The organism is Pseudomonas sp. Irchel 3H9, assembly GCF_900187495.1.
Lineage (GTDB): Bacteria > Pseudomonadota > Gammaproteobacteria > Pseudomonadales > Pseudomonadaceae > Aquipseudomonas > Aquipseudomonas sivasensis.
The window spans coordinates 71887-83899 of record NZ_FYDK01000009.1 but is presented as its reverse complement, the minus strand read 5'-3'; the positions used below and the strand labels follow the sequence as shown (position 1 = coordinate 83899).

12 protein-coding genes are annotated in these 12013 nt (G+C 61.0%); all 12 read right to left on the bottom strand.

Annotated features, from left to right (window positions below; translation table 11 throughout):
* Nucleotides 1–39 precede the first annotated feature (39 nt).
* The 12 genes from CKW32_RS25675 to CKW32_RS25620 all read right to left on the bottom strand — a co-directional run bounded on the left by CKW32_RS25675 (nt 40) and on the right by CKW32_RS25620 (nt 12000).
* The gene (locus CKW32_RS25675) at nt 40–666 is read right to left on the bottom strand and encodes a bifunctional 2-polyprenyl-6-hydroxyphenol methylase/3-demethylubiquinol 3-O-methyltransferase UbiG (RefSeq protein WP_095186302.1); all 627 of its coding nucleotides are present in this window, start codon (nt 664–666) and stop codon (nt 40–42) included.
* 39 nt (nt 667–705) lie between these two features.
* A complete protein-coding gene (locus CKW32_RS25670) occupies nt 706–1350 on the bottom strand; it encodes a methionine ABC transporter permease (protein ID WP_003187635.1) in 645 nt (214 codons plus the stop codon).
* On the bottom strand, nt 1340–2455 hold the full coding sequence (locus CKW32_RS25665; protein WP_095186301.1) for a methionine ABC transporter ATP-binding protein: 1116 nt from the start codon (nt 2453–2455) through the stop codon (nt 1340–1342). Before CKW32_RS25665 ends, CKW32_RS25670 begins: the two co-directional genes overlap by 11 nt.
* Nucleotides 2452–3267 (bottom strand): MetQ/NlpA family ABC transporter substrate-binding protein, encoded by an 816-nt coding sequence (locus CKW32_RS25660; protein WP_032884914.1) that lies wholly within the window; start codon nt 3265–3267, stop codon nt 2452–2454. Before CKW32_RS25660 ends, CKW32_RS25665 begins: the two co-directional genes overlap by 4 nt.
* 144 nt (nt 3268–3411) lie before the next feature.
* Nucleotides 3412–4764 (bottom strand): LLM class flavin-dependent oxidoreductase, encoded by a 1353-nt coding sequence (locus tag CKW32_RS25655; RefSeq protein ID WP_095186300.1) that lies wholly within the window; start codon nt 4762–4764, stop codon nt 3412–3414.
* On the bottom strand, nt 4764–5957 hold the full coding sequence (locus CKW32_RS25650; RefSeq protein WP_095186299.1) for an SfnB family sulfur acquisition oxidoreductase: 1194 nt from the start codon (nt 5955–5957) through the stop codon (nt 4764–4766). Before CKW32_RS25650 ends, CKW32_RS25655 begins: the two co-directional genes overlap by 1 nt.
* 26 nt (nt 5958–5983) lie before the next feature.
* The gene (locus CKW32_RS25645; RefSeq protein ID WP_032884917.1) at nt 5984–7225 is read right to left on the bottom strand and encodes an SfnB family sulfur acquisition oxidoreductase; all 1242 of its coding nucleotides are present in this window, start codon (nt 7223–7225) and stop codon (nt 5984–5986) included.
* Nucleotides 7226–7412: 187 nt separating this feature from the next.
* Complete coding sequence (locus CKW32_RS25640) at nt 7413–8189, bottom strand: hypothetical protein (RefSeq protein WP_095186298.1); 777 nt, start codon at nt 8187–8189, stop codon at nt 7413–7415.
* A 327-nt stretch (nt 8190–8516) separates the two neighbouring features.
* On the bottom strand, nt 8517–9263 hold the full coding sequence (tcyN, locus tag CKW32_RS25635) for an L-cystine ABC transporter ATP-binding protein TcyN (protein WP_032884920.1): 747 nt from the start codon (nt 9261–9263) through the stop codon (nt 8517–8519).
* A 3-nt stretch (nt 9264–9266) separates the two neighbouring features.
* A complete protein-coding gene (gene tcyL, locus CKW32_RS25630; protein ID WP_032884921.1) occupies nt 9267–9932 on the bottom strand; it encodes a cystine ABC transporter permease in 666 nt (221 codons plus the stop codon).
* Nucleotides 9932–10726: a cystine ABC transporter substrate-binding protein gene (gene tcyJ / locus CKW32_RS25625; RefSeq protein ID WP_032884923.1), complete on the bottom strand. Its 795-nt coding sequence runs from the start codon at nt 10724–10726 to the stop codon at nt 9932–9934. Before tcyJ ends, tcyL begins: the two co-directional genes overlap by 1 nt.
* A 278-nt stretch (nt 10727–11004) precedes the next feature.
* Complete coding sequence (locus tag CKW32_RS25620; protein ID WP_095186297.1) at nt 11005–12000, bottom strand: D-cysteine desulfhydrase; 996 nt, start codon at nt 11998–12000, stop codon at nt 11005–11007.
* Nucleotides 12001–12013: the final 13 nt, after the last annotated feature.

The window sequence follows — 12013 nt, the reverse complement described above, 5'->3', positions numbered from 1 at the left end:
TCGGGGGCAAGCCCCTCTCACATTTGAAGTGCGTTGCCTCTAAGGTCTGCGCCAGACACTGGCTAGCCAAGGCTGCTGCTCACGCGGCAACCCCGCCGGCCGGTAGTAATGCTCCAGCTCCACAAACCCAGCGGTGGTGAGCAGTGTTTGCCACGCCTCCAGGTCGTGATAAGCCCCATAGCGCGGCCCATTCCAGCCTTCCTGGTTCTCACCCCGCGGGTTGGAGCTGAACAGCACACCCCCAGGCTTCAGCGCCCCATGCAGTTGCTTGAGCACACGTGGCAGTTCCTGCTTGGGTATATGAAACAGCACCGCATTGGCAAAGATCCCATCGAAGCGTTCAGCGGGTAAGTCCAGCTTGAGGAAATCCTGCTGCAACACCTCGCAGCCGCTGTCTTCGCGCGCCATCTGCGCAAAGCGCTCCGAGCCGTCCAGGCCGACGGCGATATGGCCCATTCGCGTAAACGTCTGCAAATCCCGTCCCGGCCCGCAACCGAAATCCAGCACGGTGAACGGCGCAGCACCTTGGAGATGCCGCAGCAGTGCGTCGATATTCTGGCTTACATCGTGATCGCGAGTGCCTTCACGGAAGTCCTCGGCCACTGTGTTGTAGTGGCCGAGGGTGGTGGACGTGATCTGGTTGAGATCGTCGGGCTTGAGGGTCATGACGGTGAATACCGGGCGCTGAGAGGGCCCCACTATACCTCACCTCTTGTTCAGCACCCGCGCCAGGCGATCGCCGCTCAGTTGAATCACCGCCACCAGCACCACCAGCAGCACAATCACGGTCAGCATGATCTGCGTGTCAAAACGCTGATAGCCGTAGCGGTACGCAATGTCGCCCAAGCCTCCGGCCCCAATCGCGCCGGCCATGGCTGACGAGTTGATCATGGTCACCAGCGTAATCGTAAATCCGCCGACAATTCCCGGCAGCGCTTCGGGCAACAGCACATGCCAGATGATGTGCCAACGACGGCAGCCCATGGCCTGTGCGGCTTCGATCAGCCCGTGGTCGACCTCGCGCAAACTCACTTCGGCGATCCGCGCGAAGAACGGTGTCGCGGCGATGGTCAGCGGTACAACCGCCGCCCACACACCGTAGGTGGTGCCAACGATCAGCCGGGTGAACGGGATCAAGGCCACCATCAAAATCAAAAAAGGAATCGAGCGGAACAGATTGACGAAGGCCCCCAGCACCCGGTTCAGCGCCGGCGCCTGGTAGATGCCGCCCTTGTCGCTGGTCACCAGAAACACCGCCAGTGGAATCCCCACCAGCAATGCAATAAGCGACGACACGCCGACCATCAACAAGGTGTCGATGGCGCCCTGTACTAAACGATCAAACCACATAGCCCAGCACCTCCGCCTGTTGTGCCCAATTCGCGGCGCGGTTGCGCAGTTCTTCGGCGCTGTGGGGTGAGCCATTCACCGCCAGCAGCAATTGCCCCAAGGCATGGCCCTGGATGCGTTCTACACCGCCTTGCAGCAAGCGCACGCGCCCGCCGAGAGCGCTGAACAGCGCGGCCAGGTCCGGTTCATCGCTGGCACTGCCGGTGAGCTGCAAGCGCAACACCACTGCAGCGTCCGCTGATGACGGCGAGTGCTGCAACCGGCTTTGCAGTTCTTCCGGCAGCCCATGTTGCAGCGGCGCCAGCAGGGTCTTGCTGACCTCGTGCTGCGGGTTGCCAAACACTTGCCACACCGGGCCTTGCTCGACGATGCGCCCGTGTTCCAGCACCACCACGCGGTCGCAGATGTCGCGGATCACCGCCATCTCATGGGTGATCAATACGATGGTCAGGCCCAGGCGCCGGTTGATCTCGCGCAACAGGCCGAGGATCGATTGGGTGGTCTCCGGGTCCAGCGCCGAGGTGGCTTCGTCGCACAGCAGGATCTGCGGGTCGTGCACCAGCGAACGGGCGATGCCCACGCGCTGTTTCTGCCCACCGGAAAGCTGCGCCGGGTAGGCCTTGTGCTTGTCCTGCAAACCCACTAATTCCAGCAGCTCACGCACCTTTTGCTCACGCTGGAGCTTGGGCACGCCGGCGACTTTCAGCGGCAATTCGACGTTCTGCCACACGGTCTTGGCCGACATCAGGTTGAAGTGCTGGAAGATCATGCCGATGCGCCGACGCAGCGCCACCAGGCGGTCTTCGTCGAAGTCGCCGATGTCCACCTGATCGATCAGCACGCGCCCGCTGCTCGGTTGCTCCAGCCGGTTGATGGTGCGGATCAGCGAGGATTTACCGGCACCGCTGCGGCCAATGATGCCAAACACCTCACCGCGCTGGATCGCCAGGTCGATGCCTTGCAGGGCATGCACCGTGCCGTCGTAGGTCTTGCCCAGGTTGATAAAGCGCACGTGCGCGCGGTTCAGGTCTGGATGCAGTTCAGTCTGCTCGGCGTCCCTGGGCGGTGTGCTCAGGTCGCGCAGTTGAGAGTGGGCGGCGGTCATTTTTTATCTTCCCAACCCACTTGGTAGAGCTTGCCAAGGGATTTATCCAACGCAGCGCGCACCACCGGCGAGTGCTGGTAGATGTCGACGAACTTGATCACACGCGGGTCGGTTTTGCTCTTCGGTTGGATCACGAACTGGATCACGTATTCCGGGTGGTCGAGGCCGTCGAACAGCAGCGCCGATTCCGCGTCGAAAGTCTTGGACAGGCGGATATACGCCGGGTAGCCCTGCACCAGGTCTGCATCGTCATAGGCACGTACCAGCTGCACGGCCTCGACTTGCAGGATTTTGATTTTCTTTGGGTTTGCGACGATGTCTTCTTCGGTGGCCTTGTAGCCCACACCCGGCTTGAGGGTGATCAAGCCGGCCTTGGCCAGCAGTTGCAGGCCGCGACCGCTGTTGATCGGGTCGTTGGCGATGGCCACGCTGGCGCCTTCGGGCAGCTCGTTGAAGCTTTTGTACTTTTTCGAATACAGCCCGACGTTGTTGATGATGCCCGGCGCGTAAGGCACCAGGTCAAAACCGGCGGCGGCCTTGGCGTTTTCCAGGAAGGGGATGTGCTGGAAGTAGTTCACGTCAATATCGCCGGCGGCCAGGCTGACGTTGGGCGCGATCCAGTCGGTAAACTCCACCAGCTCGACTTTCAAGCCTTGCTTGCCGGCTTCAGCGACTGCGGCTTCCAGGGGAATTGCGAAGGCCGCGGTGGTGCCGATTTTCAACGGTGCATCGGCGGCGAACACCGCCGAGCTGAACAACCCGAAGGCCAGGGCCAGTGCTTTGACTGGGTTATTGAGGAATGTCTTTTTCATAGTGGATTTCCAGTCATAAGGTATTAGGACAAACAATGCAGATCCAATGTGGGAGGGGGCTTGCCCCCGATAGCGGAGTGTCAGCAAACCAATCCGGTGACTGATACACCGCTATCGGGAGCAAGCCCCCTCCCACATTTTTGTTCAGTGGCGGTAGGTCGAGCCGGTGTGTTGTTCAGGTAGGCGAGCACTGCCGTGGAAGACTTTTTCCCGTAGCGTGCCGTTCTCATATTCGGTCTTGTACGACCCCCGCTTCTGCAGCACCGGCACCACCAGGTCGATAAAGTCCACATAGCTTTCCGGCGTCACAATCCGCGTCAGGTTGAAGCCATCCAACCCGGTTTCGCTGATCCACGATTCCAGCTCGTCAGCGACTTGTTCGGGCGAGCCGACCAAGGTGATATAGCGTCCGCCGAGGGCGTGCTGCTCCAGTAATTTGCGCCGGGTCCAGTCGTTGTTTTGCAGGTTCTTGGTGGCCGACTGGATTGCGTTGCTCTTCACGTACTGGATCGGTTCGTCGATTTCGTACTGGGAAAAATCAATCGCGGTGGACGCCGAGAAGTGCGCCACGCCGGCCTCCGCGCTGGCATAGCTCAGGTACTCGGCATGCTTGGCCCAGGCCTGTTCTTCGGTGGCGCCGACGATTACGTTGAGGCCCATGAACACCTTGATGTCATCCGGATTCCGCCCGGCCTCGACTGCACTGGCGCGCACCTTGTCCACCTGGGCCTTGGTCGACGCTTTGTTCTGCCCGCTGATAAACACGCACTCGGCATGGCGTCCGGCGAACAGCAAGCCACGGTCCGAGCTGCCGGCCTGGAACAGCACCGGCGTACGTTGCGGCGACGGTTCACACAGGTGATAACCCTCCACCTGATAAAACTCGCCATGGTGCTCGACCTTGTGCACCTTGCCCGGCTGCGCGTAGACCCGCGCTTGCGGATCGTTGAGCACCGCGTCGTCTTCCCAACTGCCTTCCCAGAGTTTGTAGAGCACTTCCAGGTACTCATCGGCCTGGTCGTAGCGCCGGTCATGCTCGACCTGCTCGCTAAGGCCCATGGCTTTGGCGGCGCTGTCGAGGTAGCCGGTGACGATGTTCCAGCCCACCCGGCCACGGCTCAGGTGATCAAGCGTGGACATGCGTCGGGCGAACAGATACGGCGGCTCATAGGTGAGATTGGCGGTCAGGCCGAAGCCTAGATTCCTGGTGACCGCAGCCATGGCCGAGACCAGCAGCAACGGGTCGTTGACCGGCAGTTGGATCGACTCCTTGAGCGGCACGTCGATGGAGTTTTGATAGACGTCGTACACGCCGACGATATCGGCGATAAACAAGCCATCGAACAGCCCACGCTCCAGGGTTTGCGCCAACTCAGTCCAGTACTCGATGGTCTTGTACTGGGTGGACGTATCTCGTGGGTGGGTCCACAGGCCGTGGTTGATGTGCCCGATGCAGTTCATGTTGAAGGCATTGAGCAGGATCTTTTTCTTCGCCATCAAATGGTCCCCCGCAGTGGCGGGTTTTCAGCATTGAGGTAGTAATTGCCTACCGCGTGGTACTTCCAGCGCACCGGGTCGTGCAGGGTGTGCACCCGTGCGTTGCGCCAGTGGCGGTCGAGGCCGTGCTCGGCCAGGGTCGCCTGGCTGCCGGCGAGTTCGAATAAGGTGCTGCCGGCGGCCAGGGAGATTTCGGTGCTCAAGGCGCGTACTTCGGCCACGGCAATCGAGGCAGCCGCAACGGTCTCGGCATTGCTGTCGGCCTGGGCGCGGTCGAGGAATTCACCTGAGCGTTCCAGCAATGCCTCTGCGGCGTGCAGACGGATGCTCAAGTGGCCGAAGCTCTTCAGGGTCAACGGGTCTTCAGTGGCCTTGTCGTTGCCGGAGTCGATCCATGGGCGAGTCTTGGTGCGCACAAAGTGCAGCGCATCCTCAAAGGCGGCGCGGGCGATGCCGGTGTCGATGGCAGCATGAAGAATCTGCGCGAGCGGGCCGACGGTAGTCGGGCGTTCAAAGGCGCTTTGGAAAGGGAGCACGTCGTGGGCCGCGACCCACACGTTATCGAACACTACCGAGCCGCTGCCGGTGGTGCGCTGGCCAAAGCCGCTCCAGTCGTCAATCACGCTCAGGCCTTCGCTGTCGCGCGGTACAAACGCCAACTGCTGCACGCCGTGCTCATCCACCACTGAGGTCGGGATGCGTTGCGCGTAGATCGCACCGGTTGAGTAGAACTTGCGGCCCGTGATGCGAAAACCGTCGCCGTCGCGGGTGATGCTCGTGACGCGATCGTGAGCGGTCTTGGTGCCCAGTTCTGCAAGGGCATTGCCAAAGCGCTGGCCGGCGAGTACTTCGGCGTACAGGCGTTGTTGCTGCGCCGGGCTGCCATTCACGCGCAGCACTTCCAGGGCATAGAAATGGTTTTGCGGAATCTGGCCCAGGGAGGCGTCGGCCTGGGCGATCAAGGCGATGACCTTCGCCAGGGTGACGTTGGACACGCCTGCTCCGCCGTATGCCTTCGGCACGCTGATGCCCCACAGGCCGGAGCGGGAAAACACGTCCAACTCGGGCAGCGGCAGGCGGCGTTCGCGGTCGCGCTGGGCGCTGTCGCGGCGGAAGTCTTCGGCCAGGTCGCTGGCGACAACAAGGGCTTGTTCATCGCTGGTGATAACCGCGACGTGATGAGAAAGGGTCATGCGTATTTCTCCAGAGGTCTGGTCGGTTAAATCCAGGAGTGGCGAGCAGGCAGGGTGCCGTTTAAGCGATAGGTGCCCACCGCGTGGTACTTCCAGCGCACGGGGTCGTGCAGCGTGTGTACGCGCGCGTTGCGCCAATGCCGGTCGAGGTTGAACTCAGCGAGGGTGGCGCGACTGCCGGCCAGTTCAAAGAGCTTCTCGCTGACCAGCAACGACACTTCAGTGGTCAACACTTTGGCCTCGGCCACGGCGATTGAGGCGCGTGCAGCGGACTGCGCGGTAATCGGCGCGGCACTGACCTGATCCAGCACTTGGCCGGCCTTGCGCAAGAGCGCTTCGGCGGCGTGCAGCTCGATTTTCAGCTTGCCGATATCGGCGATTACATACAGGTCATCGCTGGCGCGTTCGACCTTGGCGTCGATCCAGGGCCGTGAGCGCTCGCGAACAAAGCTGATGGTGTCATCCAGAGCACCACGGGCGATGCCGGCGTCGATCGCGGCCTGGATTAATTGCGAGACGGCGCCCTGGATGTTCGGGCTTTCGCCGATGCGCCAGTTGTCGACCACCAGGTCGGCGTCGACCGGTACCTGGTCGAGCAGCACCGTACCGCTGGCGGTGGTGCGTTGGCCGAAGCCTGACCAGTCATCGACGATGCGCAGCCCTTCGGTGCCACGGCGCACGAACGCCATGACCTGCTTGCCGTCATCGTTCAGCGCCTTGATCGCTACCCAGTGGGCAAACAGCGCACCGGTGGAGTAGAACTTCTGGCCGCTGATCACGTAACCGTCGCCCTTGGCGGTGATGCGCGCCTTGAGTTCCAGGGTGTTTTTGGTGCCCCGTTCCGGGCCGCCGTTGCCGATGCGCCAGCCGTCGAGCACGCTCTGGAACAACTGCTTTTTCTGGCGCTCGGTGGCAGCGCCCTGCAACAGGTGCAGGATGCCGAAATGGTTCTGCGGGATCTGCCCGAGGGCCGGGTCTGCCGCGCTGATGATTGCGAACACGTCGGCCAGCGTCACGAATGACACCTGCGGGCCGCCGTATTCGCGGGGAATGGAAATACTGCCTAGCCCACTGCGGGTGAACTGTTCGATCTGTGCCCATGGCAGCTTGCGTTGCTGATCGCGCGTGGCGGCTTGCAGGCGCGCGGCCTCGGCCAGCTCATGGGCGGCGTTCAGCGCCTCGGCGTCGTTGCGCAGCACGGCGGCCGGCAACAGCAGCGGTGCTACGTCCAGATCACGTTGGGGGGGTGTTAGAGCCAAGTTAGACATCAGCGCCGCTCCTTGGCTGCACGTAATGCCCTGGCGTTGTGCACCGGGGTAATTCTGACCATACCGACCTCGCATTCAATGAAATGAAAACAGAAAAATCAAAGATGTCCGGTGGTCCGGTGCATATACCCTAAGCTTGTTAAATATTTAAATAAACTAACTTTTGGGAATATGCATAGAAGGGCGATCAACCGGGTTCACAGGGTGAGCCCAGAGGGCGTGGCTGATAGACCGGCGCGGTGCCGGCCGGACGGGTGATCGCGCTGGCGGCAATACGTAGCGTCCGGGCTGGCGCCCAGCGCGAATTGTTGCCGACCCGGTCCAGAATGCAGTAAGTCACCTCCAACCGGCTGTCGTCGCCGGCCTCGACTATCAACGTCGGCGGCACCCAAACCTGCACCGCCTGGCCGACGGCCTTGGCCTGTATCTTCGGCAGGTCCATGCGTGCGTCGCCCCAACGCAGGGTGATGGCATCGCCGGTGGTCATGTTCAGGTAGGGCTCGATGGTCAGCGGAATCCCCCGCCGCACCTGGCTGGCATTCACGCCGTAGCGGCGAATGGTGTCCGGCAGACCCACCGGGGCAAGGTTCTGGTTTTCATCGCTGTAGAGGGCGCAGGGCAGGCCTCCGGGGGAGTTGGTTTTCACACGCAGGTGCGTCATGGCCGAACGTGCTGGGGCGCGGCCGACCTGCATGATTTGGTAATGAACCTGAGCGACACCCTCCTGCACAAAACTTTCCGGAACACGCAGTCGGGTAGGCATGCCGACTTCGCAGGCAGTCACCCGCCGTGAGGCCGCAAAACAGTTGTTCCAGAACAGCTCGATCAGATCGCCGTCATCCATGCCAGGGTAGGGTGCGATATCGACCAGCAGCTGTGCGGCTGCCAGGGCATTGATGCCGTTTCGAAGGGCCTGTGGCAACGTCGGGGCGGTGAGCAGGGCCGGGGTTGCAGTGCACGTCATAAGTAATCTCCTTGATGCAGCCAGCAGCAATCGTTCCGACCCTTTGGCGCAGGTGCGCAGCGGGGCTGAAAGGAACGATTCAGTGAATAGCCGGGATAGGATCCAATCCTCTGGGCCTTAGATAAGAGGGTTGGCCAAGGGGCGTCAATGGCGGCAAAAGGCTTAACGGCGGGTTCGGTGATATTCAGACGGGTCTGACTGGGCGGGGGATTTTAAGGCGCAATAGCGAGCGTGTTTTACAGCTGTGGGCGAGGACTTCTTGTAGGAATACTAATGGTGGCGAGGGAACAAGCTCCCTCACCACAAATGCTCAATCGTAGGGTGCAGTTAATGCGCGAGGAATTTGCTCAAAAACTGCCGCGTGCGTTCTTCCTTGGGGTTGGCAAACAACGCCTTGGCTTCGCCCTGTTCCACGATCACGCCCTTGTCGAAAAAGATCACCCGGTTGGCAACGTCTCGGGCAAAGCTCATTTCGTGGGTGACGATGACCATGGTGCGATTCTCCTCAGCCAGGCTGCGGATGGTCGCCAAGACTTCACCCACCAGTTCCGGGTCGAGGGCCGAGGTGGGTTCGTCGAACAGAATCACCTCCGGCTCCATGGCCAATGCACGGGCAATCGCCACGCGCTGTTGCTGACCACCGGACAGACGCCGTGGGTAGGCGTCTTCCTTGCCCGCCAGGCCGACCCTGGCCAGGAGCTTGCGCCCCAGGGCAATAGCGTCTTCGCGCGGCATCTTCTTGACCACGGTGGGGCCTTCGATGACGTTTTCCAGCGCAGTGCGATGGGGGAACAAGTTGAAGTTCTGGAACACAAAACCCACGTGTTGGCGCAGGCGTCGCACCAGGTTCTGTTGTTGGTTGAGCGGTTTGCTGCCGTCGATCTGGATGTCGCCCACCTTGATGCGGCCGCTGGTGGGTTCTTCAAGGAAATTCAGGCAGCGCAGGAAGGTGGTCTTGCCGGAACCGCTGGGGCCGATGATGGCGACAACTTCGCCTTCCTTGACCTCAAGGTCGATGCCGTTGAGCACCACCTGACCGTTGAATTGTTTGGTCAGTTTTTCAACCACGATCATGCTTCAAGACTCCAGGTCATGCCGGTTGACCCGGTCTTCCAGACGATTTTGAAAATGCGCCAGGATGCTCGCCAGTACCCAGTAGATCAGAGCGGCGGACAGATACATGGTGAAAATTTCGAAGGTACGCGCCGACACCAGTTGCGCTTGGCGAAACAGCTCCGGCACCTGAATGGTGGCGGCCAGCGCCGTGTCCTTGACCAGCGAAATAAAGCTGTTGCCCAGCGGCGGCAGCGCGGTGCGCATCGCCTGCGGCAGGATGGCCCGGCGCAGGGTCTGCGCGCGGGTCATGCCGATACTGGCAGCGGCCTCCCACTGGCCACGCTCGATAGACGCGATGGCGGCCCGCAGGATTTCACAGGCGTAGGCGGCCATGTTCAGCGAAAAGCCGATCATGGCTGCCGGGATCGGATCCAGCTCGATGCCCACTTGCGGCAAGCCGTAGTAGATCAAAAACAGCTGTACCAGCAAGGGCGTGCCGCGAAAGAACGACACATAGACACGGGCAGTCCAGCTCAGCAGCTTGAAGCGCGACAGACGCATCAAGGCCAGGCCGAAGCCCAGCAGCAAGCCGAAGAACATGCCGCCAAGGCTGAGAATCACCGTGTAATACGCGCCCTTGAGCAGAAAGGGCGCGGAGTCCAGCGCGAGTTGGAAACCTGCTTCCATTATTGAGTGACGTCAGCGTTGAAGTACTTCTCGGACAGCTTCTTCAAGGTGCCATCGGCGCGCAGCTTGTCGAGGGCCTTGTTCACCGCTTCCAGCAATTCAGGCTCGCCTTTGCGCAGCGCGATACCGGCTTCCTGGCGGGAGAAGGCATCGCCTGCAGCGGCGGTGTCCGGGGCTTTCTTGGCGTATTCCAGGGCGGCCAGGCGGTCGATCAGAATCGCGTCGATACGGCCGATGCGCAGGTCCTGGAACTTGGTCGGGTCATCGTTATAGGTCTTGATGATGGCTTTGGGTTGGTTGTCCTTGAGCCATTGCTCGTAGTTGGTGCCCAGGCCCACACCAACTTTTTTGCCGGCCAGGTCGTCGGCGGTCTTGATGGTGTCAACGTTCTTCTTCAGCACCAGCGCCTGGATACCGGAAACGGTGTAAGGCGTGGAGAAATCGTACTTCTTCTTGCGCTCTTCAGAGATGGTCACTTGGTTGACCACTGCGTCCAGGCGCTTGGATTCCAGGGCGGCGAGGATGCCATCCCATGGCGTGGCCTGCAGTTTGACCTTGACGCCCAGCTCCTTGGCCAGCGCTTCGGACAGCTCGACTTCGAAACCGCTGAGCTTGCCGCTTTCATCGACGAAGCTGAACGGCGGATAGGTGCCTTCCAGGCCGATTTTGATCTCGCCGGCCTTTTTGATGTTGCCCAGTTGCTCGCCGGCAACGGCCTGGCCCAGCAGGCTGGCACCGAGAGCCAAACCCAAAGTACCGACCAGCAACGTGCGACGGAATACGGAAATAGTCATGAAGAGCCCCTGTGTTTTTATGTTGAGCGAAGCAGGTGACGCGGTAGTCGTATCCTGCCTTAAAGCGCGAAGCGCGTCTTCGCCTTCGGCGCGATGATAAAGCCCGGTTTTAAGACTTGAAAATAATATAAAACTCAATTGATATTCTTTTTATGAATATGCGTTGAGTCTAATGTGGTAAGGGGCTTGCCCCCGATAGCGGTGTATCAGTAACAGATGAGCTGGCTGACACTCCGCTATCGGGGGCAGGCCCCCTTCCACATTTAGCCCGCGTTTATTCAGTTGAAAACCGAGTCATAGGCAAACAACGCCGGTGCCCCACCGGTATGCAGGAAAATGATCGGACCATCTTCAAAGCGCTGGCGCCCGATACCGTCCAGCAAGCCGGCCATGGCCTTGCCAGTGTAGACCGGGTCCAGCAGCAGGCCTTCCTGGCTCGCCAATAGCTTGACCGCCGAAAGGGTCCCGGCGTTCGGTTCGCCATAACGCGGGCCGAAGTATTCGTCCCACAGGATCACCTTGAAGGCTTTGGGGATATCCACGCCGAGCAACTCGGCAGTGCGTTCGGCCAGGCCCTGGACTTTGGGGCGCTGGGCTTCGTCGGTGCGCGATACGGTGACGCCGACTACCGGTAAGTTCGGCAGTACTTCACTCAACGCTAAGGCCAGGCCGCTGTGGGTGCCCGCACTGCCGGACGCCAGTACCACGGCGGCGAATTCGATGCCGCTGTCTTCGATCTGCGCGGCCAGTTCCAGCCCGGCGCGCACATAACCTAAGGCGCCGAGGGCATTGGAGCCGCCGATGGGCACCAGGTACGGCTTCTTGCCGTTGCTGCGCAGGCGATCGGCGAGGGCGTTGAGTTGGTCGTCGACGTTATCGAGGTTTTCCACCAATTCCACCTTGGCGTCGAACAGCTCCAGCAGCAGGCGATTGCCGTTGCCCAGGTAGTTGGGGTCTTCGGTACCGGTGGGGTTTTCCAGCAGGGCCACGCAGCCTAGGCCGAGCTTGGCGGCAAGGGCGGCAGTCTGGCGTACGTGGTTGGACTGGATGGCACCGGCGGTCACCAGGGTGTCGGCCCCCTGAGCGATGGCGTCGGCGGCCAGGTATTCGAGTTTGCGCAGTTTGTTGCCGCCCATCGCCAGTGGCGTGGTGTCGTCGCGCTTGACGTAGATGTCCCGTCCCAACCAGGTCGACAACCGTTCGAGTTTTTCCAGGGCGGTGGCGCCGCCGAGCAGGTCCAGGCGGTTAAAACGGTCGAGCTGTTGCTTGATCATGGCTACGCACGGT

Bases quoted from the DNA above. Each gene is read 5' to 3' on its own strand.
- CKW32_RS25670 (WP_003187635.1), bottom strand. From the start codon at position 1,350: ATGTGGTTTGATCGTTTAGTACAGGGCGCCATCGACACCTTGTTGATG.
- CKW32_RS25665 (WP_095186301.1), bottom strand. From the start codon at position 2,455: ATGACCGCCGCCCACTCTCAACTGCGCGACCTGAGCACACCGCCCAGG.
- tcyJ (WP_032884923.1), bottom strand. From the start codon at position 10,726: ATGACTATTTCCGTATTCCGTCGCACGTTGCTGGTCGGTACTTTGGGT.
- CKW32_RS25655 (WP_095186300.1), bottom strand. From the start codon at position 4,764: ATGGCGAAGAAAAAGATCCTGCTCAATGCCTTCAACATGAACTGCATC.
- CKW32_RS25675 (WP_095186302.1), bottom strand. From the start codon at position 666: ATGACCCTCAAGCCCGACGATCTCAACCAGATCACGTCCACCACCCTC.
- CKW32_RS25640 (WP_095186298.1), bottom strand. From the start codon at position 8,189: ATGACGTGCACTGCAACCCCGGCCCTGCTCACCGCCCCGACGTTGCCA.
- tcyN (WP_032884920.1), bottom strand. From the start codon at position 9,263: ATGATCGTGGTTGAAAAACTGACCAAACAATTCAACGGTCAGGTGGTG.
- CKW32_RS25650 (WP_095186299.1), bottom strand. From the start codon at position 5,957: ATGACCCTTTCTCATCACGTCGCGGTTATCACCAGCGATGAACAAGCC.
- CKW32_RS25660 (WP_032884914.1), bottom strand. From the start codon at position 3,267: ATGAAAAAGACATTCCTCAATAACCCAGTCAAAGCACTGGCCCTGGCC.
- CKW32_RS25620 (WP_095186297.1), bottom strand. From the start codon at position 12,000: ATGATCAAGCAACAGCTCGACCGTTTTAACCGCCTGGACCTGCTCGGC.
- CKW32_RS25645 (WP_032884917.1), bottom strand. From the start codon at position 7,225: ATGTCTAACTTGGCTCTAACACCCCCCCAACGTGATCTGGACGTAGCA.
- tcyL (WP_032884921.1), bottom strand. From the start codon at position 9,932: ATGGAAGCAGGTTTCCAACTCGCGCTGGACTCCGCGCCCTTTCTGCTC.